Here is a 24102-nt window from a genome sequence, read left to right on the forward strand (position 1 = left end):
CTAGAACAGGTTTTGTCCGCTTCAAGTTAGTAATAATAGCCTCAACCAAATAAGACAAGTAGTTCGCGGAGAACAACATGAAAACTAAATTAAGCATTGCATTACTTACTTCACTATTAGCACTCTCTCCTGTTGCAAACGCAAACTTAAGCGTGAACGTAGGTGCAATAAATGTAAACCCTGATAACGACAGCTCAAAAATCAATGAAGCACCAACGTTAGGTCTACGTGCAGATGATGATACTCAGCTAGGTATTACTGTAGATTATGCGCTTGATGACAATTGGGTAATTGAATTAGTAGCAGCAACACCTTTTAGTCATGATGTTCAAGGTGCAGGTGGTTTAGCAGGTAACAAAATTGCGAAAATCAAACATTTACCACCAACACTTTTAGCGCAATACCACTTCTTAGACTCAACTTATAAGTTCCGTCCATTTGTGGGTGTAGGCGTAAACTATACTGTTTTCTTTGATGAAGAGCCTTCAGCTGCACTAAAAGCAACACTAGGTACTGACGATGTAGAAGTTAAACTAGATGACTCATTTGGCTTTGCTGCTCAAGCTGGTTTTAACTACATGATGAGTGAAAACTGGGGCCTACATGGCATGGTTTCACTAATCGACATCGATACAGACGCTACCGTTTATGCTGACGGCGCAAAAGCATTAACTTCAACTGTAGAAATCGACCCAGTTGTTGCTATGTTCGGTGTGAAATACAAATTCTAACTTTCATTTTGTGAAAGCCCATACGCACAAAAAGGCCATTTATTGGCCTTTTTTATTTCCATTCATTTCCTAATACCAAATTGCTATTTGTCTAAATTTTAAGACAAATTCTGCCAACCAATAAATTTGAACTACACTTAAAACTTAAGCTACACCTTTATCATTGGTTATTAAGTCACCAGTACAAAATATCATCAAGACGATGCCCAAGCGCATGCAATATCTGAATTTTCAGAGCTGGTCAATTGTTGTCCCTATTAGCCAGCAATTATAAAATAACCATAATAATTTTGACGTATAGAATGTAAATTGCGTGATAACGAGGGGCGTTAGTTGAAAATATTTTTTAATTCTTTAGTTCTGCTTACGTGTCTTAATTTCACTGCATGTAAAGTAAAAGACCCGAACGAAGATAAACCAGATGAGCAAACGCAGGTCGCAATCAGCGATCGCGAAAAGCTGCTTGCTGGTAGTGCAAATATTTCTTTTACGATCACCGATGAAAGTCAAACACCTCTAAGCAATATCAGTGTTACCTTAGCTGGGCAAAGCTATCAGTCTGATAGTGATGGTACTATAAGTGTTAGTAACCTTGCTTATGGCAATCATGCGATTATGATTGAGCAAACCGGATATTTTCCGCGTGCAAGTATTGTCGTTAATCAACCAGACTCATCGACAACTACAGTTCAACTCCAAACTAAAGCATCGAGCAGTAAAAGCCTCTTATTTGCTGGCGATACCATGTTTGGCCGTCGTTACTTAGATCCCAATTTAAAAACCATGGGCACGTCTATTCCCGATGTAACTGATGCCTTGATCCATCCAGATACAGCAGGGCCAGACAGCATTGCAATTACTGCTGATGTCGCAGCCCTATTTGAAAATGCTGACTTTGCATCAGTTAACCTAGAATCGCCAGTGACGACTAATCCAGCAACCGTCCATCCAACCAAAGAGTTTAGCTTTTTTAGTCTACCCGATTCACTGCAAGGGCTAACCGAGATAGGCATAGACTATGTTGGTCTTGGTAATAACCATATCTACGATTACTTGCAATCCGGCTTAGAAGATACCCTCATTGAAGTAAGCAATGCTGGCTTACTACATAGCGGTGCAGGACTTGATGAAACCCAAGCAATGACCACAGTGAGTAAAACACTTGAAGATGTAACGCTCGTGCTTTTTGCCGCCACTTCAATCACAGGTACAGAACACGAATACAGCTACATTGCTGATACTGAAAAAGGCGGTGCTGCAAATTTAACCAACTCGGATACAGTTAAATCTTCACTAGAAAAACAGGATTCTTCACAATTTATCATTGCCCAAATGCACGGAGGTGATGAATACACCTATTCTCCTTCAAGCTATATTGGCAGCCGGTTTGAGGCATTATCAAAGCAAAATACAGATCTCCTTATTGCTCACCACCCCCATGTAGCGCAAGGCTTTGCTGTCTGTAACGATATTCCTGCTGTACTCGGTCTTGGTAATTTCGTATTTGACCAACCTCGCCTTGATACCTTACTCGGTGTTGCTGTGATGGTCGATTTAAACACAGAAACGCAAACCGTCAACCGGGCTTTTGCTTATCCTATTTTTGTTGAAGATTATAAACCACGCTTTACAACCGGTTTTTTAACTCACTACTTATTAAGACGCCTTGCTGAGTTTTCTGATGACAATATCACTTTAATTCCTCGTGATAATTATGGTGAAGTCTATTTTAGTCAAAATCAGGCAACAAAAAGCACGACAGACGTCACTATTGAGGTAAATAGCAATAGTGACATTATTGACTTGCGACAATACGCCCCTTCATCAGCCGCATTCGTATCAGAGATCGAAGTAACCAGTGGCGAACTCAGTAGTATGGTCTTTGGCCGCGACATAATGGTGTTTGGTGATTTTGAAGATTGGGATAACGACAGCGAGGCGTTTGAAGTAAGCCGCTGGGATCACACCAGTGACAGCGTTTTTCCATGTACAGACCAACCTTATGCTGGCATTCAAGCACTTTGCTCAAGTCGTGACGAGTTCGATAATACGCCATCGATAATACCGTTTAGACATACAATGCGAGTGATGGAACTAACAGATGAAAATGGCGATCCACTTCTGAGTAAAGACTTCTCATTTTATGGTTATTTACAATCAGAAAATGGTGGAAAAATTGATGCTCTATTAAGTTATACAACCGAAATAGACGATCTTACTTTTTCACAACATAAAATAGATGTAAGTGAAGGCGGTGACCAAGCATGGCATGCATTTAGCCATGACTTTAGTTTACCGTCAGATGAGTTCACTTTAGGACCAAAAGAACTTCCACCAAGAGGTGTGAAACTGCAATTTAGACATTATGCACCAAGTACAGGTGAAGCAATCTCTCGCTTAGATAATGTTGCACTAATTAGCTGGCAAGATGCTATCAGCTTAGATAATGGACTATGGCAAACCGAGAAAATGCACGGTTTTGACTTTTTAAAAATCTCAGCAAGTGATGATACGAGTGTAAAAATTACGTTCACATTACTTGATTAAGGAGGAGATGTGTCTGCTGTTCAACAATTGTTGCGTTTAAAAAACTTGCGCGCATTTTGGCTTACTTTAAGCTTATTTTGTGTGGTCTTGTTAAGTAATATGTTCAACCTCTTTCAGGCGAGCAATGCTTTTTTCTATCAAAATTTAGAGTCACTAAGCCACACTCAACAAACTAATGTTGTACTTATTACCAGCGACCGCTTAACAGACAACCACCAGCAACTCGTTGAAAAATTGGTTGAATATCAACCTCGCGCGATTGTAGTGCTGGCTAATGAAACATTAGTCGCACCAAAACTAGACAATGTCTATTACCCATACGCTGAGGGAGAATATTGCGTACCACAAATTGATAATTGGGCTACTTACCAAATGCGCATTCCTCAATCAAATGAGCTTGAATGCAAAAGTATTTGGCAGCAAATATTTAATTATGATGCAGAACACGTTCAACTTATTGACTTTGATTTAGCTGTCACTGCGCTGCCAAAATTTAGTGCTGAACGGGTGCTAAATGTTGACGTAATGAGTGAGCAACTTGAAAATAAGATTATTATAATTGGTCAAAAAGCGGCCGCTTTTAATGTCTTTATTCACGCCCCAAAAGTCGACGGCTTAAATGATCCTTTATTACTGATAGCCTATCTCGCTGACAGTATTGATAAACAAACAACTGTAAAACAACTAAATAGCTTACTGACTATTTTTATTGAGCTTGCGCTTGTTTTTGTCCTACTCTTTAGCTTTCAAAAACTGTCGCTCATATATTCTTTTATTATTGCCTTAAATAGCGTGCTGCTATGGTGCTTATTGGGCTATTTTTTCATAGAATTTAATCAACTTTTCATCCCAATCGGACAATACACAGTATTGACATTTATCACCTTTTTTTGGGTAATTGTTGTTCGAAAGATCTCTGAAGATAACGAGCTGAACACTGTTGTGAACAATATTCAGCAAAAAATGATGGGCCGTTTTATCCCACAAAGCTTTATTGAGCAAGCCTCGCCGTGGGATCCAATCATTCAATTAATTAGCCAGCAGCTAGACTTAGAAAAATCAATTTTCCTTGCCCGAAAAGAAGATGATCATCGTGTTGTTGAAATTCGTGCGATAAATTGTAATTTAGATGATATTCAAGAGATGCGTCGTGATTACAAGCGCACTCCTTACAGCAAAGCGTTAAAATCATTAGGGGTTGTACAAATTACCCGCCCCTTCTTTACACATATTAAAGAAGGTGAAATCGAATTTATGGCGCCCTTGGTTTATGCCGGTGACGTCCGCGGCTTTTGGGCACTATCTGTTATCCCTAACAAATACTTCAATCAGCAAGCGTTTGAAAAAAACGTCAATAAATTCGCAGCGCAAGTTGCTGAATTGCTTTTCCATTATCATATATTTAAAACCACTCAAGCGAGTAACAATAGCTTATTAAATCAATTACTAACCTTAAAGCTACATGAGCCGATTAGTGAGCAGGTTAAACAATCTATTAATGAAATGGAACAAAAGCTAACAACCTTAGAAATGGTATTTAATCATACCCGCTCTGCCACTGTTTTATTTAATTTGTTTGGTCAAGTAATTCAAACAAACGCATCCCTTGAACAATTTGCCAAGCAGCACCAACTTGCGATTTTTGAAATGACGGCACTAGACCTACTTTGCAAGAGCTGTGATTTAGACGCTGAAATTGCTAAAGGGAAATTGCGTTATATCACTCTAAACAAAGCAGAAGTAGCCTTACCAGCTAAGTTTGGCGAACAAGACTATACCTTAAATATTAAAGCCCTACACACTGACAGCTCACAAGCGGCATCCGGTGAGCCTTTTCAAGTATCAGGTATATTATTTGAATTTATCGATAACCATGTAGCTCGTAATGAGGGGCAAGGTTAATGGATTTTGTGTTAGCACTCTTCCCTGCAGGTAGTGGCCTTGGTCAATCTGTTATTACAACAGTTTGGGTAGGCACTGCAGTTGTATGCTTACTTAACTTGCGCTTCGGCTTTCCATTAACAGGCCTTGTAGTACCCGGTTATATCGTTCCTTTATTAATAATTAGCCCGACCTCTGCGGCAGTTATTATCATTGAAGCTATTGTTGTATATGCCTTAATGCGTTTCAGCGCACATTATATGATGGAAAAATTTGGCTATAGCCAAATGTTTGGTCGTGATCGTTTTTTTGCCATCATATTGATAAGTATCCTAGTTCGAGTATGTATGGATACCTTGTTTTGGCCGTTAATTGCAAACCAATTAAGTCGCTGGGATATCACCTTTGATTATGCTTCACAGCTCTACTCTCTTGGTCTGATCATTATCGCTTTAACAGCCAATGTAATGTGGAACGGGGGCTTTAAATATGGCTTAAAAGTAACCTTTGTTCAGTTACTCATTACCTTTATTCTCGTACGTTTTGTGCTCATGCCTTTCACTAACTTTAGTATTGCTAACTTGGGTATTATGTACGAAGCAGTAGCTGCGTCGATTATTGCGGCTCCCAAAGCCTATATCATCCTAGTTATTACCGCTTTTCTTGCCTCTCGGGCGAATATTAAGTACGGCTGGGAGTTTAACGGTATCATGCTACCAGCACTTCTTGCCCTTCAACTTACTCAACCGAGTAAATTACTAACTTCATTTGCTGAAACAGCCATTATTTTGGCCGTTGGCGGGTCACTTATTCATTTTACTAGGCTTAGACACGCCAATATTGAAGGTGCCAGATTATTGATGCTGTTCTTCACTATCGGCTTTATTTATAAACTAATTCTTAACTACATTGTGGTCTGGTATTTCCCTGCCATAAAAGTGACCGATACTTTCGCGTTTGGTTATATGTTAGCGACCTTACTTGCTTTAAAGATTTATCAAAAAAACGCCTTAGGTCTTGTCGTCAGAGCAACATTACAAACTTCGATAGTGGGTGGTGTACTTGCCATTATCGTTGGCTTTATTGTTATGCTAATTCCTTCGATACTATCTAAGCCGAACCTTAAACCCGAAACTGAAATTCAACATGATATTACGCTTAATCAGCAAGTTAGTCAGTATAAAAGTTACCTTTATACTAGTCGTAGTAATAAAGTTAGTGTAAGTAGTTATAAAGCAAATCAAGCCGTTGCTGAGTTTAAGTATGCTGTTTATCAGCTTAATAAGGCAATCATTAAACAGCAAGATATCGCTGAGCTCTCACCTTTATTTTCTAGCATTGGCTTTTTACTGCAAGGTGATGAAAACTATATTTATCTGATTGATACAATTGAAGATAGGCAACGCGGACTGTTTGTTTTAAACAAACAACCTAAAACCCCTTTATTAGTCACCGTGCCATTTCCAATTACTGAAAGTTTAGCCAGTGATTCTGCGGCCCTGATTTTCGAACAGCTACAAAGTAAAGCTTTGGTATTTGGTACAAGTAAAACGCCACAAAAGACCTTAGCGAAAGAAAATCAACAAAGCCCATTTTATCAGGCGTTTATCTCTGCATTGGAAGGTACAGAGATATTGCAAATTCGAGAGGCCAACCGCCATACTGCTACTTTGTTTTCAGACAAAACAACACATGCAAACAGCCAATATTGGATCTATAACCAATTACCAAGCTCAGTAAGTCAGCGCGAGCTACATGATTTTGTCGGCAGTGAAACAACCTCTTTTGGCACGGCAACGAGTAGCAGCCTACCTTCTTCAAGCTTTTCTGGTTCAATGTTCGAAATGTTTTTAGATGGTGATAATTACACCAATATTTTAGCCAGTATATACCGTGATAATTTCAATTACAGTAATCTACAGTTGAATGAATTAAATGAAGAAATTAATCAAATAGTTGATATTTATTCGATTCACATAAGCAAAAAAGGCAGTTTTGACTATCAACCACTTTCTAATAGTCAGGTCGCACTTTGGGAGTTTGAAGTCTTAACGCCACTTTACAAGCTGATTGCTCGCATTGGTAATGATGCGCTGACTGAAGATATGCTAAATCAGCTAAAACAAATTAATGGCACCGCACAGCTTTTAAGCTATCAATTAAGGCTTGTGAAAAACAACACTGGCCGTTATTTACTGCTGAGCCCGCTAGATACTCCTGCTGCATTACAACAAGGCCAAGGCATATTCCTATTTAATTTGACCGAGCACGAAGCAATTACCTTAAGTGTCCCTAGACCTTTATTTGAAAGTAATACGTTAAGCTTTGCCAGTGAGTTATTTGCTAAGTCGAACGCTGCTAACCTACTCGTTGCAGGAGCGCACCCTTATGCACATCCACAAGCAAATGTATTAGCTGCAGATAATGTTGCTTCTTTATTCAATATTATTCACCAAAGCTTCTTACGATTTACACAAAACCAGCCTAGCTTGAATATTCAAATTCGCAGCCATAGCGCACCTTCATGGATACGTCCAAATGCAATCGCATTCTCAACAACACAAATAAGCGATACTGCGATTCCATTAATGAAGCAAATTAATAATGAACTCAATGCGTTAGGTGTCAATTATCAAACAGTCATGGGGCAACAAGCCACTCGCGGTCTCGAGATTGGTAGCTCTCCGCAATCCGGTTACCAGCAGTTTAATGCCAATAGTGAGCTGGCAACCTTGTGGCTAGCTTCAGACTTTAAACAACAGTTTTCGATGGATCAAAGTAGTGTGTTACAGCGTTTATTAGCTATTTCGAGTAACTCTAAGGTTAAGGTAATAAACCTTGCCACTCTATCGCCATTTAACTGGCAACCGTTGGATGTTAACAAGAAGCAACAGCTACAAACCCTTGTAAATAACTATGTCGCTAATCAGCGTCTCACATCATTGCGAGATTTTTGCCTCCAAATCCCCGCTTGTAGTTTACAAACCATCAAGCTGGAACACCTTGATAAATTCGCACTAATGATAAAGCAGAACAATAACATCCTTGCGATCTATAACCCGACAAACAATCAACTGATTGATGTAAAAGCATTTAACCTGCTAATGGGAGGAGGTCAGCGTGTATTTAATTAAACGCTTATTCGCCCTATTACTTATTTTGACATTACTTTTCGCTATACTTTTTGCAGGGCGCAGCTTTTTAGTGTGGCTAGACTCAGCAGAGCCCGTGGATGCACGTAGCAATACCGAAACGCGATCTAATGTACAGTGGTTAAGTAGCGAAAAGCCACTGCGATTTACATTTTCTAATCAGCGAACTCATTCTTTACGAATTCTCTCGAATGCCGTGTTTGACCAATCTGTGTTTCTTGAATTACCGGTCAATTACGCAATTAAATACGTTCTTTATGACGATAAAGGTAATGTGATTTTAGATAAAATTTACCATCACGCTTCAAAGCTAGTTAACAATAGTGAAGAACAACAGATCAAACAAATAATAGAGAATAAACAATCACTAAACGTTGCTTCTGGACAGTCTTTTTATTTGCCAATCACTCATTATCCAAATGCCAAAAGTCTTGATTTAACGCTGATCCCAGAAGAAAAATCACTACAAGGCGTGGTTGTCCGTGTTCATGCAAAAACTCCTGAGCAAAATATCGACCCACTCAACAGCTGGCTTAAACGCCCTCTAGAAAGGCGAAGACGTGCCACTGACTATTTAACTATGGGTGAAAACACACTAACCAGCGCTGAAATTAGTAATGCGATGGCATTTTGGTGGCAAAAAATTGCACCTCAAGGGATCCCTGGTATCGACTTTAAATCTGACATTTTGTATGAAACTCTGCCTTACAATGTCACTACATATGACTTTAGCATGCAGCAGCATGACTTAGGCGCTTATTACACTGAACTTGGCCTTTGTGCCAGTATTACACTTGATGTGACTGACAGCCTTATTTTCGCCGTTAACTCAGAGCAGCTATTACCATCGCTAACTTGGTATGATAAGCATCAGTTCAAGGCGCCAATACCGATTAGTGTATCTCCAACCGATAGCAAAAATAGCTATAAAACAGAGCTTATTGATCCAGGCCTGGTCACCATTTGTAGTGAAGAACCATTACTGACTAATTGGCGAACAGCGTCAAGCACACCAATTTTAACGAGTTATGCAGGCAGCTATTTGGTGAACGAATTTGCCAGTGTAGATTTTGATATAGAGCCAAATAGTAATCTCAATATTGACGTTCGTGCATTGCAAAGTAGTCAGCTTAACGTGGTTATTTATGATGAACGTAACCTAGCAATAGAAGATTACACCGTGACTTTAAAAGGTGAAGTGTCAGACTTCGACCGATTGATCACCGATACAACTCAAAGACAGCGTGTCGGTATGCTAAATAGTTACTATTTACGTACCCCAGATAATGCTCATCATCTGAAAATTAGCGCTGAAAAAGATGTCTACGTTCGATTAAAATCTCGGTTAGCAGATTTCAATTATCAACGAACAATTTCTCATCAATATCTACCTGAGCCAATCAATGGTTTTTACGATATAGCCGCTTGGTATGAACAAAGAGCTGCAAATCATTATGAGTTAACGCAGCTAGCACATTTTACTAATATCCGTACTTTTACTCCGCCAAAAGAGCCGGATTTAGTGACAACTTTTTATCAATCTAAAGAGCTCTTTGCAAAGCTGCCATTATCAAATGTCGCTTTAGTGCTAAGTCCTGATCGCTATTTTATGCCGAAGTTACCTCCGCAGGTGTTTAACTTTGGCTTATATAACAAAAATAACTATTCACCTTATGACGACTCTGAGGACAATAGTTTAGTTTATCGCTTAACTAACAAAAGCAGCAAAGAAGTCGCGGTGTCTGAGCTATCGGTCGAGGCATTACAACAATTACAGTCACAGGCGAAAACTATTTACCAAAATTGGTATGGAGATCGCCCATGGATAAAGCAACGCATTTACCAGCTTGATAAAAATACCCCTTTGACACTTGATTTCACAAAGCAACAGCGCCCGATGAGCTTAGTATTTAAAGTGTTTCGTTCAAATAGCAGCGAACCTGTAGAGTTATCGCTTACACAAAATGCCGACTACAAAGCAGGGCTGACCAGTGAATACAGCATCGCTAAACAACGCTTAATGCTAAATCAATCGGCATTACTCGATGCTTTTTTAATTCACCCAAAAAATAGTCAGTTAACAAGCTATCCCAGCGTTACTCAAACAATCACTAATGACATTGCTGAGTTACATTCCCTAACACTACAAACAACTGACACGGTGTGGGTTTCTATACTTGAGGAATATCCTTTGCAGGAGCAAAAAGTAAGGTGGTGGAACCATGAAAACTAAAATAATGATGATTATAGTTTGGCTCTTTGTATCTACATGCTACGCAACACCTAGTTTAAATGAGCTTACCTTGAGCTTAAAGTTATGGCTTGTTGATCAGCAACAGACTCCCAGACACTTTAATGCCAACCAAGGTGCTCTATTTGCAAATGAATCTTTAAATTCCGGTGGTGAAATTCATTATAAACAGCAAGGTGAAAAGTGCATTGCTTATGCACCACATCGCTTTCATGACAAACACACACATACTATTGCAAAGGCACTATATGCACACTGCCAAGTATTTTTAAGCAACACTAAACACCGCAACGACCGTGATGAGCATGGAGAACTTATTGACTTTGGTAAGTATAAACCAAGCGCGAGTAATGCCTTTATTCTTGCATACTCTGAACATGTTGAGTCATTTTCGATTTATCAGATCCATGGTTACGCAAAAGAAAAAAGGAAGACTCCAGAGGGTAAAAAAGCTGATGCAATTATAAGTAATGGTCATGCAATACCTAGCAAGCGAACGATTGCAATCACAGCCTGTTTAAATGAACAGCTAGATATTACAGCTATGGTTTATGGCCTTGATGTTAAAGAACTTGGAGGCACCACCAATATTCTTGCATCGCTGGCTCCTAACAACAGTCAGTTTTTCCATATCGAGTTAAGTCGCCAGTTGCGTGAGCGATTAGTTTCTAATAACCAGCTATTTAAGTTGTTTAACCAATGCCTTATTTCATAATTGCTATTATTTTACTGCTGCTTTCAATGCAGACTGCATACGCTGTTGATACAAATAGAGGTGTTCTTGAGCCCGCAATTTGGCTGCAAACTTCGCCAAAGCTCGCGCCCTATACCACCAGCCAAGATATGAGCTTTAGTGCCAAGCAACATCGCTATCTTTGGCTTCCTAAAGGGCATTGGCTAGACATTGACCCTGAGCTTCTTAATAAATTCATTATTAGTGCGGGGAATACCCAATACATACAACAACGCCTACAAGTGCATCGCGACTTATTATGCGATACGAAGCGATGCCAACTCCCCGCCGTGAGCCATAACCGAATTGTCGCCATCCAAAATCACCTAGATGAGGGTGCCACGTTCAGCGCTATGATTGGTCATATACCACAAAATGTAGATAGCTTTAGACGAGCCTTGTCGCTTGCTAAGCCCTCAGTTGTAACTAAAAACCGCAATGGCAGTGAACGTTATTATCAACTAAGCAAAGATGACGAAGTCACCTTGTTTTTCTCGGCAGCAAAAAAGCTTAAATTATCTGTTCGCCAAAATATGCAACAGCCTGATGAAAAAGGCGTTATATATGCGTATGTCGACAAACAACTGATTGCTAAAATCAATACCATTAATAGCCAAGCCTTAGAATATAAAGAACAGTCGCTAGGCCTTGAAAATACTGAGTACCTAGCTATCGCTGCCGGACAATACTTAACGATAAAAAGTAAAACCGATGCATTTATCAAACTGGAGCAAAGTCACCGCGCAATTTATGATGATAAGGCAGCAGAAAAAGAACAAGAAAAATTACTGTTACCCTACTGGTATCAAATCGCTGATGATGCAATTACGGCGGTTTATCGCGACCACTCATTGCAAGTGTTTAGTGATGATGTAATTAAAGCAAATAACTCACTTGCCTTAAAACGCCGTACCAACTTGCTATCTATGATGACTGGGCAATCTCAGCTTAAGGGTAGTTATCGCACTTTGAACGCAGTTGAGTCTCAAAATAGTATGGTTACTGAACTCGTTGAGCAACGCTTAGTAGACGATCAGTTTTATCCACGTATAAATCAACAGCTCCGCCTTATAGCCACTTTGAGCCAATCTGCACAGCTATTTGATATATCAAGTGAAAAACGTGCAACACCTTGGTTAACCTTAATTGCAAGGAGCACTAAAGACAGCCAATTGAAACTATCTGCAGGTGAAAATAGTTGGTTAGTAAACCTAAAAGCAACAAATGACTTTCAAACATTATTTATCTCTGTGCCACTGAGCAGTCAGTCATTAACAATTCAAAGCTTAAGTAGTCAATCAAATAAAGTTGAGTTTGCGCTGTATGCAAGAACGCTTGCTGATCTGCCCAGCGACGAAGTGATATATCAACAAGCAGTTAATGCTAAGAATATAAGCCCTGCGATATCAAAACTGATTGCAGATGACCTACACAAACAACATGCTGATTATTTAGCGGCCATCGAGCCCTACGCGCCAGCACGTAAAAACGTCTCTGCATTTAATGCCGAACAATCATTATTAACAGCGAAAGATTTAGCTAGTAGCGCCCCTCTCGATGCCTTAGCATTTTTAAAACCTCTGACCCAAAATGCGAATACAACGATTGCCATACAAGCTTGGCAACTTAGAGTCGCAATTTTACGTAAACAGCAACAGTTCCACTTAGCCAATAGTTATTTAGAAGGCCTATACAAAAGTACACAGCAATTAGAGCTGAAGCAATTTGCAGCAAAAGCCTTGATTGATAGTTATCAAACAGAACGTCAAGATATTAAACTATTTGCACTGTGTGCAGGTAACTTAACAAGCATAAATGAGTGCCCGCCAGTTTTGATTAATTTAGCGGTAAAACAGCAAAAACATCGTTTGGCTGCGTGGCTGGCTCACTCATCAACTGTGCCAACTAAAGTGTCTGAAAGCTTTAAAGCGCTTAACTATCAAACTCTCAGTGCCACTCCCTTCATTGATGAAGCGCGTTATTTAGTAAAAGCAGGTATGCAAGAAACCTTTATTAACAGCCAGGGGAAATATCAAAATACTATCATCACACAAACAATGCCATGGCACTTTACAGCCCAAACACCTATTAATTTAGTTATTAAGGCTCGCACAGCAGCCAAGCAGAACGGTGAGTATCAAACTGCTTGGCTTATGGCTGAGAGTCAATATCAGCATAAACTCATGCCTATTTTTAGTGATATACCCGCAACTACTTTGTTTGTTAAAAACCAACAAGCGGCCTCAATTGCAGCCACACTAGTAATTCGCCTTAAAGCTGGTGAAGCGCTAAAAATAACAGCTGACCATACGAGTTATCTTGATGTGAGCTTCATTCCAGACTCTTTATTTAGTCAGTTCGATTATGTGTCTGACGCCGCAAATAAATCCCCATCAAATGATATTATGTCGCTTATCTACTCTGCAGACGCTACACAAGCCGAACTTTTATTAAATGGGCTTTATTTACTTAGTAAAAAGCGCCTTACCAATAACCAATACACACAACTTCTTCAGCGCTTAGAAACCTTAGATGCGGATTCTAAGTCGACCTTTTTACAAAACAGAATAGAAAGTTATGGTCAATGGCAGCCATTAGATAGTTTGCTCGACTTTGCTGGTACGCGATTATTTGACATGCAAAGTACAGCACAAAGTAGCTTTGCAGATCGTTTTACATTGCTAAATACGCAGGCAGGTTCCAATAAAGGCATACTGCTGCGCCCTTTCCACACATTACACATTGATTTAGCACAAACTGAAGGGCAACAAATTCGCTTTAAATTTAACTTTTCTACTGCTGAATTGGCTCGTGCAAATGTTGCTAACCTGTCATTACAATTAGCAAATGATCAAAAGATCTGGTCAGTCACAGAGCAGCAAAGCATTCCTTTCACATTTAACAAACGTGAATTGGATAACAACATCATTTCTGTCAGGTGGTTGAACCCGTATCTATCGCAGCATCTAACAATTGAGGCTGAACAATATGTTACAGGTCGCTGGCAACACCTAGAGTTGCCGACAACGTTACTATTTTACACAGTGACACCTGATACGCCTTTAATGGCCAAATTACCTGCTGACAGACTCATTAAGTTAGAACAGATGAATGAATTTAAGCGAACAGAAAGACGTTTCTTCCACCCTGCGGGTAAGGTTGAAGTGACTGCGGATAAATTACAATACGTTCGCCTGTATAGCTGGCAGCTAAGTGAGCAAAGCAATAAAATTTCACCTTACTCACAGGCAAAAACCCTGTTGCCTGAACTGGTCACTTATCAAGCGCCAGAAAAGCCCTCTATTATCAATGAGCAGATAAACCTACATAGTGACGAATTAAATTGGCAGGGATTTATTCGCTACGATCAACAAACAATTTTCCAAAGTGCCGAAGATATACCTGCCCGTAAAGAAATAGATATAGGTGCCCGCTTACGCCTCAATGATGATAACCACTGGTATCAATTAGAGGGCTATTACTCTATGAGCGATAGCCAGGCTGATATTTTTGCCCTAAATGGTTACCATTCTTGGCAAGATGAAAACAGCCCATGGTATATCGACACACAAATCAACTCACGTTGGCAGCCAAACCATGATAGTTTTGACTTACAGTATGCATTAGATGCAAGTATCAGTATTGGTCAGTCTTGGCAGCGCGATACTGTGCACCGTCACCAATGGCAAGTAACGCCTTACATTCGCTATAGCAGCGCAGACCTTGATGATTACTTAGCAGATGAGCAACTAAACTCGAGCGTTTTCAACTTCTACCGTGAAAATCATGCATCTGGCTGGTTGAGTTATTACCAGTACCGTTATCAACCTTGGGTTGATAACTACCTTAACTTTGGTGTTTCCTCTGGCTCTAACGATGATTGGATAAGCCTAGACTACTTACGTTTCAACTCAAGCTGGAATCAGTATTATCGTGGCCACATTTTTCAAGTTGGTTTAGATAGCTACTATCGCTTTGCCGATGAGCATAGAGCTACAGCCACATGGCAATACATCACTCGCTTTGCGTGGCAAAAACAAGTCAATTTAGGCAGTTTTACAAATGGCTGGCTGAAACTAAGCTGGCAGCAAGACTGGGTCTGGAACAATCATAATATTAGTCTAGAGTTTTCATCAGGTAATAACCAGCACACCGGCTTTGCACCTTTTGCTCATGATGAAATTATTTTCCCCGCACTTCAACTTAACCATTTGCTAGAGCACAGTGATTATGAGCAGTAAACAACTTAAACAACGCCTAGAAACCTTGCTATTTGCTGATATAGCTAGTTTTTGGCTAGACTTATACCGTCAGAAGTATCATGAACTTGTTGATGAATTAAGCCAATGGGAGCTAATAAAAAATCAACCTGACGACGATGAAGATGACTGGCTTTTATTACAAGCGATTGCTTTCCTAACTCACAAGATTGAAACCTTGCAGAATCAGTTGCTTAAACTTGATACCGACCATCGCCGTTTTGTAGAGCGCTTAAGCCATGCAGAGTTAAAAGCAGAACGTGAGTTTCACATTCTTGATTACGCATACACTTTAGGGGCAGACCGACTGCAGCTAAAAAAAGATCAAGAAGCTTTTCAGCGCTGGTTTGATGAAGGTGCGATGATTAATCGCTATCAAGATAAAACCTCTGAGCTTGAACAATCACTGAAATTTTTAATTGGTAAACTTGGGGATTTAGCGAATCGCTATTTACGTAGCCACGCTGACGAAATTGCGCAATCATGGCTGACTCTAAATTTAGAAAGCTTTTTCTTGTCGTTATTAGAAAAAACTGACAATGAAGCCATTCGCAACTCAATTTTTCGCGCTTTGGCAAACCAAGTGCAGCTAATAAGTGAATATGTAGATGATCCTGAGTTTAATGCCGAATTAGTAGAAAACTTACTACAGTCTCTTGAAAAAATAACAACCCCGCATGCTGCAAAAGTCGATATCTTAGAAATTTTAATTAATTTAAGGCCAACATTCACACGCTACTATATGCGCTCTCATATTGATTTAGAGCTACCTGAAAATGAGCAAATTGACCGAAGGCAGTTATTTTTACTCAGTGCCTTTGCTGGCATTCTTAGCAAACAGCTTAACCTCAGTGAGGTTAACATTAAACTATTATTGTTACTCGCCAAACATCGCTACCCAAGAGTAAGGCAAAGTGTCTATGAGCTGTGTGCTGTATTGCCATGGCCATGCTCTCAACAGCTTATTTTAGAGGGCTTACAAAATGAGACTCAACAGGCTGTTAGGTTAACTCTGATTAAGCAATTAGCCGATCCACGTTTCAGTGAGCATCAGCAAGGATTCAAAGTTTGGCAACAACAATTAATAGCAACGGCTAGCTTTGCTGAAAAGCGCTTATTACTCGAGTTAAGTCCTCGCATTATGTTTAACCTGCAAGTGGATTGCCATACAGATCAGCAAGCTAATAGTTTATTTAAATCATTTGTGGAATTTTTAAATCAGCGCCTAGAAGATGAGCCAAGTCTCGCTATTCGTCGCATTATCAGCCGTGTACGGGAACAACTTGTCAGCTTTGTGCACCAGCAGCAAGTAGCACAACTTGAAGTTGACCTGAGCGCCCACAAAAATCTAGATTTAGCTGATTGGAATGAGCAGTTACTCGGCAGGTTATTAAGTAATCAAGCGCAAAATTATGAAGCCTACAATGTCAGTTCGCGAAAGAAATCATGGCAAGTACAATATGGCTACAAGCGAGGCTTTCGTTTTTGGCGACTTTGGCATGAATTCAAAACGCCGAGTACTGATAAACGCCAGAGTTTTAACCACATGCATGCAAGAAAACCAAGTGCATTTATGCATGTACCTAGTAGTACCGTGGCTGAAATTAGTCAAACAGAAGTCCCTGGCGAACCACGCTTTGATGAACAGCAATTTAGTGCTCGTGAACACTTGCCATTACTCGACTTTCTTTTGAGCAGCCTTTCTCAAGACAACCTAAAAACGCCAGCAAAAACCTATACACCGGATGGTATTCTCATAGTGACCCCACCGAAGAGCCTATTTAAAAGGCTTTACTGCTATAGCTGGATATCGTTTAACTATGAAAAATTAAACGAACTGAGAAATGGCTCAGAAGTTGAACAAAAACAGTTTTTAGAGATATTAAAAAGTAAAGGGTTTACACTTGATTTTCAGCCATATGGTAGCGTACTTGATACAAACTTCCCGGTAGAAACAAGTATCAGTAGTTTATATAACAAACTCGCAATTACACCATTTCTGTTTAATCTATGGTCAAGCTTTAAAGAGTATGCTTATTCAATTTACCAAAATAGCATAGGCCAGCTTATATTCTTTGTGCTCAGCTTTATTGCCTACTTTTGGGCAAGGCATTTGAAAATTAGTCGTCAAATAAAGTCTGACAGAGCACACATTCCGGTTTCAATTGGTGGTTGGGGAACGCGAGGAAAGTCAGGAACTGAGCGTTTAAAAGCCGCACTTTTTAGTAGCCTCACGTTAAAAGTTGTTAGTAAAACCACAGGCTGTGAAGCGACCATGATCTATGCCAGAGCCAGTGGTGAACAGTTCGAAATCCCTCTATTTAGACCCTTTGATAAAGCCAGTATTTGGGAACAAAGTGACGTTTTACACTTTGCCAAAAATGTAAATGCGGATGTTTTTTTATGGGAATGCATGGGGTTAACTCCGCGTTATGTCAGAATTTTGCGCAACTGGATGCAAGATAGCTTTTCAACTATCACTAACGCCTACCCGGATCATGAAGACATTTTAGGACCAACAGGTATCGATGTTGCTAATGAAACAAGCCATTTTATTGGTGAAAACAGCTTAGTATTCACCAGCGAGCAAAACATGGCCCCTATACTTGAGGCGAATGCGAAGCAAAAGAATTCAAATTTAATTCAGGTTCATTGGGCTGACGGCCTACAAATTACCGAAGATATTCGAGCTCTTTATCCATATCAAGAGCATCCTGCAAATATTGCTTTAGTTTGTAAAATGGCCAAACACATTGGCCTCAGCAAAGATTATGTATTTAAAGAAACCTCTGCGCGAATTATTCCTGATATCGGCGTATTACAGCAGTTTCCTAGGGCACCAATAGGTTCTATAGAGCAGTCTTTTGTAAATAGTATGTCGGCAAATGAGCGCTTAGCAACGCTTGAGAATTGGCGCAGACTCAGCCTTTATGAGCTCAATGATTGCCCTAAGACACAAGTCATTGCATTAATTAATAACCGTAATGATCGTGTCGCTCGCTCGAAAGTATTCGCTAATATTTTGAGCCATGACTTAAGGTTTGACCGAATTGTAGTGATAGGTACTAATGTAGATGGCTTTTATAGTTATTTTATTAATGCATTAACAGAGCGAATTGATAAGCTCATTGAAAATAATGATATTGAAGAACTTGAAAGCCTATTGGTACAACTGAACTTATTTACTGCAGAGCAGCTCCATGCCCGCTTTGTCTATGCATATGGGCAAACCAATGCAGATAAATTAATGTCGCTGAGTGAAGGGACACTCAATAAAGCCTGCGTAAAAGAAATTCTCGGAGATATTTTAGACTCACAAGTAGGTGTTATTTTGAGTTATTTCCGCCACCACTTTCAACGAAATGCGCTTGCTGCTTTACAAGAAAACATAGCTGAAAATGCAAATGAAATAAAAGAGCGCCTATTAACTATTACTAAGTCTAAAATAACAGTCCATGAAAATAGTAATTTATCTGCCGATGAACTTACTATTTCAACCGCCGATTTAGCTCTGCCAAATACACATCAGGTTATTGTAGGCATGCAAAACATAAAAGGTGCGGGTTTAAACTACGTGTACGCATGGCAACAGTGGCAGAAAATACATCAAACAATTCGCCACTTATTTACTGAACAGTGTTCAGCTAAAGAGTTTCGTACCGCACTTACAAACTTAAATATGATTGTTTCGTTCAATCTCATTGAAATAGACTATATGAAACAACATTTAGCAACTTTAAAGAAAACTCACCTTGCGCAAAATGAGTTTTGCCAGGCTGAAATATCTAGCCTGTTAGAAAAACTTGAAGAAGATGAATCAAACCAAAAGCAGGAGCAACAACAAGCCTTACTTGTGAAATACTTCAATCAACTAATTGAATCATTTTTAGATGCCGGTGCTGCAGTAAAACGGAAAAAGCGCGCAAACCAAATTTATCGCGATATTGCAGATCAGCGTATCACTTTAGAAAAAGCGATTAAGCTACTCGGTAAACTTAGTCGCAATCAAAAGTCTGGATGGTTCGCGAACAAGTCAAATCAAGACTAACTTTATGGTTAGACCCAAGACCAAACCCCAATACTTACGGGCTTGGTTTTTTTGAGCTATAAAAAAATCTTGAAAAATCAGAAATTTCCGATCAAAAAACAAGCTTTTACAAATCATAAAGTTAAACGATTAAACGTAAAATCACCGCAAATCCGGCTTGTTCCTTAATTGAACAAAAGCCATTTAAAGCAGTAAAATTATACTATTCAATATTAATTTTATGTTAATCACCTAACGGAGAGTGTCATGAAAAGCTTGGTTACTAAACTAGCAATTTTACCTTTAGCTATTGCATCAACGATCGCAATGGCTGGCACAAATTTAGTAGAAAACGGATCATTTGAAAATACAGATACAGTGACCGATCACAATGGTCAATGGCAGTTATTTTACGAAATTCCTGGTTGGACTCGTAGCAGTAACGCTCGATTTGAAATTCAAACGAATAAACTTGGCATTGTACCAGCACAAGATGGTGAGCAGCACATTGAGCTTGATTCAAGATCTAATTACAGCATCACACAAGCGCTTGCTACAACTGCAGGTAAAAAGTACGAATTAAGCTTTTATTACTCTGCGCGTGTAGTTGGCAATGAACAAACAAATAAAGCTGAAGTTTTTTGGAATGGCGAGTCATTAGCAGTTGTTAATAGCAGCACTCAAGGTTGGACTAAATACAGCTTTACTGTTGAAGCTGACAGTGCCAGCTCATTACTAAGCTTTGCAGGTGCCGGTACATCAGATTCATTAGGTGCATTTATTGACAATGTAGTTGTTACTGAAGTTGCTGAGCCTTGCGCTGTTACCACTGGTTTATACGGTATTAATAACTTTGGCTCTGAAACTGAAGGCTATGTATATCACTTCAATCCAGAATCAAGCGCTGTAACTGTAGTTGCTGGCCTGAGCAATACAGCATCAAATATTGCTAGCAATGACGGTGTGCTTTATTTCATGGAGCAACTTGATAAAAGCAGCAAAGCGTCAAAAATCTATAGCCTAGATTTAGCCACTGATACGCAAGCTGAAGTTGCAGATGCGACATCATTCCCGATTTATCGCTCAACAGTGACTGCAGATGGTCTGTCTTTACGTGCGACAAGCAAAACATACATGTATGATTTTGACCTAACTACAGGTGAAAAAACGGTATTAGGTAAACTATCGTATGAAGGCGATACATTTGCAGACGGCGACATCGCTTATTCAAGTGATTACAACGTACTTTACGTGTTAACAGGTCAAGCACTTTACACAGTGGACGAAGGTAACCTTGAATTAACCCGAATCGGTGAGCACGGTGTTAATTGGGCGTCAGGTATTGCGATTGCTGATGATGGTACAATTTATATTTCAGGTAGAGAAAGCGGCGAGAATGCAAAAATCTACACCTTAGATCAAAACACCGCTGAAGCGACATTCGTAATGGATGGTCCGGCACACGTAAACGATTTAACGTTTGTTAGTGAAGCAGTTTGCGCAGCAGAGTAAACTGTGTTTAAAGCCATAAAATGCCAGCTTAGCTGGCATTTTTTTTAGCTAATCTTAGGTATCACTTATTAGTGAGCTTCTTTTGCTCTAACATTTCTTTCCAGTGCATCACTTCTGCTGGCAAAATAGGTGCAACTCCGCTAAAGCCCGCAACTTCAAGCATCTCTTCAACGCTCACAACACCTTTTTTACGTTTAAATACACCACGCACATAAGCAATTGCATGCAAACCTCTTTCTGAGTGAAACTTTTGCTCAATGTAAAAGTATTTATGGTCCCAGCCAACCAAGCGAGTGCTAACTGTGTACTTTTGCATTGGCTTAATATCGCGAATATAGGTAATTGCAGTTGCATTAACGATTGGAAACCAGCGGCGCTTCATTATGTGCTTTAACAAGCCTACTCGCTCAGTCATCCAAGTACGGGCAAGATCCATCATCGCTAAATAACGAGAATTAGTTAGATGAAAATTGATATCGCAATCGGTTGGTAACGCTTTGAATTCAATATCAATCGTGTCTAACAATTGTTGATAATCACGATTACGTTTAATTTTAAAAAACAGCAGTATTAGTCGAAAATAGAGGTTCACGGCAAAGGTCTAACCAGTTGATAGTGCACAAAGTGTATCACAGCATATTGCTAAGGCGAATATTCTGCTCTAATCTGTGCATATATTAGTATAAAAAAAGAATAACCTAATGAAATTATTTAGTTTGGTAACTTTGTTCACTGCAAGTTTTTTCACCAGCTCAGCATTTGCTGACTTCAACTTTCCAGGTGACGGTACTTTAAAATATCCAACGGGTATTGAGAAAGCCTTTAAATTTGGTTTCGCTTGGCAACAAGGTTCTGAAAAGTTCACTATTGGTGATAAAAGCTATGACATGTCTCTGCCAGAATCATATTCAGTGGCTATAACACTCAGCAAAGACGAGCAACAAGTATGGGTGCAAGAATTTAACAGTGGCTTCATTGAAGGCTTCAACTGGCAAATTGCTGAGCACACCCTAAAACTCGAAAAGCGCAAATTTAGCGATTCTGTAAAAGGTGATTACGTAATTAGCCTAGATAACCGTGATTACTTTTTTGCCCGCAATAACATCAGTATTGTGATCAAGTTCGACGATGAGGGTATTAAAAATATCGCTATCGATGGTGTCACCAAGGATATGGGTACCAAACAATAGTTTTTAATCGAAAAGAAAAAGGCTTAGGTTTTACCTAAGCCTTTTTTGCTTAATTAAGCTTTATAATTAAACCTTTACTGTTTTGCGGTTAATCCCATAATCGCGCAGCTTATTTGCTACTGCCGTGTGGCTCAAACCTAATCGCTTAGCGAGTTGACGAGAGCTTGGATAAGCAGGATAAAGCTTGCGAAGTAAAGTTGCCTCAAAACGTTTTACCGCTTGGTCTAAGGTTCCTTCAAAGTCAGACTCCAGATAGCCTAGATCATGGGTAAACGTTGGTAACTGAAGATGCTCAATACGCAATTCGTTATCATCTAACAACGACACAGCACGATAAATCGCATTTTCTAATTGGCGCACGTTACCCGGCCATGGGTAATCTTGTAAAAAGCGTAAACAATCCTCAGACATCACAGGCACAGAATGACCATTTTGCTGAGCATACTTTTGAATAAAGTGCTCTGCTAGCGGGCCGATATCTGCTTTTCTATCACGTAATGGGGCTATTTCTAAGGTCAAAACATTAATTCGATAATAAAGATCTTCTCTAAATGTTCCCTCTTGTACCATCGCTGGTAAATCTTTTTGTGTTGCGGCAACAATACGCACATTTACTTTTACTTCGTTTTCATCACCGACTTTTCGGAAGGTACCGTCTTGTAAAAAACGTAGTAGCTTAGTTTGTAGCTGAGTCGACATTTCACCAACTTCATCTAAAAACACTGTGCCACCATCAGCTTGCTCTAAAACGCCGCGTTTTGGTGCCGCGTTTTCTTCATAGCCTGCGTAACCAAATAGTTCAGACTCAGCGACATCATCAGGCAACGAAGCACACGACAAAGCGATAAACGGTTTTACTGAGCGGTTTGATGCGTAATGACAAGCACGAGCAAGTAGCTCTTTACCTGTACCGGTTTCACCAGTAATCAGGATTGGCGCTTCAAGTTGTGCCATTTTACGCGCTTCACGAACCACACGGCGCATTGCAGTACTAAAGTTATGTATGGTTGCAAAACTTTCTTGGCCATAACGACGGAACGCACTGACTTGTTGGCCTAAGCGACTTTGTGATTTGATATTGATAACGGCACCGGCTAATACATCCCCTTCAGCACCTTGGGGGACTGAAATAGGTAGAATATCGGCAATAAAGTCTTCGCCAGCTACTTCAACTCGGGTTGTTTGGCCAAGTACTTCTTTGCCTTCTAACCAACGCGTAAAATTAAAGCCTTTAAGCAGATTATTGATGTTAGCGCCAATCACTTCGCTTTCAGATAATTGCAGGTCGCGACACGCAGCATAATTACATAAACGCACCCAGCCTTTAGCGTCAATAGATATCACACCGTCAGGCAATGCACGCAGTAATGTATTTAACTCATTATGCTCTCGCTCAGAAGGTAAAAATGCAGTTGTACGAACGTCTTTCACGCCATCTATCAAACGGATAGATGGCATAATTTTTTGGAATTGTTCAAACTCAATAGGCGGAAAGCTCACGTACATTCGACAATTAACCGAATCTACCTCGATGCCTTTTAAATCAACTTGGTAACTAACCAAGATATTGAGAATCTCTTGTGCGATACCAATTCGGTCAGCACAGTGGATATCTAAACGCATTACATCCTCAAAAAACGGGAACCTATAGTATGAGAATAATACGCTAACTCCCTGCAGCTGGGTAGTCTATTGTAAACAATTTTGGACAAATAACTTAATTAGTCGGGTACTTGGTCCATTCTCCACCATCTAATTGGATGTAAGGCTGCCCTTTTATATACATCATTACCGTATCTTCATTCTCGGCGACCTTGGC

At 39.7% G+C, this 24102-nt stretch carries 12 protein-coding genes; 10 read left to right on the plus strand and 2 right to left on the minus strand.

Annotated elements, in window-relative coordinates:
• Positions 1 to 77: 77 nt before the first annotated feature.
• From HUS61_RS04720 to HUS61_RS04760, 9 genes are all read left to right on the plus strand, one after another.
• Positions 78 to 731: an OmpW family protein gene (locus tag HUS61_RS04720; RefSeq protein ID WP_054561921.1), complete on the plus strand. Its 654-nt coding sequence runs from the start codon at positions 78 to 80 to the stop codon at positions 729 to 731.
• Between the two features lie 333 nt (positions 732 to 1064).
• Complete coding sequence (locus HUS61_RS04725; protein ID WP_175082043.1) at positions 1065 to 3278, plus strand: CapA family protein; 2214 nt, start codon at positions 1065 to 1067, stop codon at positions 3276 to 3278.
• Between the two features lie 9 nt (positions 3279 to 3287).
• Positions 3288 to 5180, plus strand: coding sequence for a hypothetical protein (locus HUS61_RS04730; RefSeq protein WP_130166988.1), 1893 nt, complete (start codon positions 3288 to 3290; stop codon positions 5178 to 5180).
• Positions 5180 to 8293 (plus strand): poly-gamma-glutamate biosynthesis protein PgsC/CapC, encoded by a 3114-nt coding sequence (locus HUS61_RS04735; protein WP_175082042.1) that lies wholly within the window; start codon positions 5180 to 5182, stop codon positions 8291 to 8293. Before HUS61_RS04730 ends, HUS61_RS04735 begins: the two co-directional genes overlap by 1 nt.
• On the plus strand, positions 8280 to 10544 hold the full coding sequence (locus HUS61_RS04740; protein WP_175082041.1) for a hypothetical protein: 2265 nt from the start codon (positions 8280 to 8282) through the stop codon (positions 10542 to 10544). The genes HUS61_RS04735 and HUS61_RS04740 overlap by 14 nt, the downstream gene beginning before the upstream one ends.
• Complete coding sequence (locus HUS61_RS04745; RefSeq protein ID WP_130166985.1) at positions 10534 to 11277, plus strand: hypothetical protein; 744 nt, start codon at positions 10534 to 10536, stop codon at positions 11275 to 11277. Before HUS61_RS04740 ends, HUS61_RS04745 begins: the two co-directional genes overlap by 11 nt.
• Positions 11262 to 15536, plus strand: coding sequence for a hypothetical protein (locus HUS61_RS04750; protein WP_175086983.1), 4275 nt, complete (start codon positions 11262 to 11264; stop codon positions 15534 to 15536). The genes HUS61_RS04745 and HUS61_RS04750 overlap by 16 nt, the downstream gene beginning before the upstream one ends.
• Positions 15526 to 19602 (plus strand): poly-gamma-glutamate synthase PgsB, encoded by a 4077-nt coding sequence (locus HUS61_RS04755; protein WP_175082039.1) that lies wholly within the window; start codon positions 15526 to 15528, stop codon positions 19600 to 19602. The genes HUS61_RS04750 and HUS61_RS04755 overlap by 11 nt, the downstream gene beginning before the upstream one ends.
• Positions 19603 to 19848: 246 nt before the next feature.
• Positions 19849 to 21093, plus strand: coding sequence for a DUF642 domain-containing protein (locus HUS61_RS04760; protein WP_175082038.1), 1245 nt, complete (start codon positions 19849 to 19851; stop codon positions 21091 to 21093).
• A 61-nt stretch (positions 21094 to 21154) separates the two neighbouring features.
• On the opposite strand, the gene HUS61_RS04765 is transcribed toward HUS61_RS04760, so the two are convergent.
• Positions 21155 to 21685 carry a thioesterase family protein gene (locus HUS61_RS04765; RefSeq protein ID WP_054561929.1) on the minus strand — a complete coding sequence of 177 codons (531 nt, stop codon included), beginning with the start codon at positions 21683 to 21685 and terminating at the stop codon, positions 21155 to 21157.
• Between the two features lie 109 nt (positions 21686 to 21794).
• Here HUS61_RS04765 and HUS61_RS04770 point away from each other — a divergent pair, with 109 nt between their 5' ends.
• The gene (locus HUS61_RS04770) at positions 21795 to 22283 is read left to right on the plus strand and encodes a hypothetical protein (protein ID WP_175082037.1); all 489 of its coding nucleotides are present in this window, start codon (positions 21795 to 21797) and stop codon (positions 22281 to 22283) included.
• A 66-nt stretch (positions 22284 to 22349) separates the two neighbouring features.
• On the opposite strand, the gene tyrR is transcribed toward HUS61_RS04770, so the two are convergent.
• Complete coding sequence (gene tyrR / locus HUS61_RS04775) at positions 22350 to 23906, minus strand: transcriptional regulator TyrR (protein WP_175082036.1); 1557 nt, start codon at positions 23904 to 23906, stop codon at positions 22350 to 22352.
• Positions 23907 to 24102 lie beyond the last annotated feature (196 nt).

The organism is Pseudoalteromonas sp. 0802, assembly GCF_013350085.1.
Classification (GTDB): domain Bacteria; phylum Pseudomonadota; class Gammaproteobacteria; order Enterobacterales; family Alteromonadaceae; genus Pseudoalteromonas.

What these genes read in the sequence shown, in the direction of transcription:
- HUS61_RS04735 (WP_175082042.1), top strand. Translation starts at nt 5,180, where the DNA reads ATGGATTTTGTGTTAGCACTCTTCCCTGCAGGTAGTGGCCTTGGTCAA.
- HUS61_RS04760 (WP_175082038.1), top strand. Translation starts at nt 19,849, where the DNA reads ATGAAAAGCTTGGTTACTAAACTAGCAATTTTACCTTTAGCTATTGCA.
- HUS61_RS04770 (WP_175082037.1), top strand. Translation starts at nt 21,795, where the DNA reads ATGAAATTATTTAGTTTGGTAACTTTGTTCACTGCAAGTTTTTTCACC.
- HUS61_RS04720 (WP_054561921.1), top strand. Translation starts at nt 78, where the DNA reads ATGAAAACTAAATTAAGCATTGCATTACTTACTTCACTATTAGCACTC.
- HUS61_RS04745 (WP_130166985.1), top strand. Translation starts at nt 10,534, where the DNA reads ATGAAAACTAAAATAATGATGATTATAGTTTGGCTCTTTGTATCTACA.
- HUS61_RS04750 (WP_175086983.1), top strand. Translation starts at nt 11,262, where the DNA reads ATGCCTTATTTCATAATTGCTATTATTTTACTGCTGCTTTCAATGCAG.
- tyrR (WP_175082036.1), bottom strand. Translation starts at nt 23,906, where the DNA reads ATGCGTTTAGATATCCACTGTGCTGACCGAATTGGTATCGCACAAGAG.
- HUS61_RS04755 (WP_175082039.1), top strand. Translation starts at nt 15,526, where the DNA reads ATGAGCAGTAAACAACTTAAACAACGCCTAGAAACCTTGCTATTTGCT.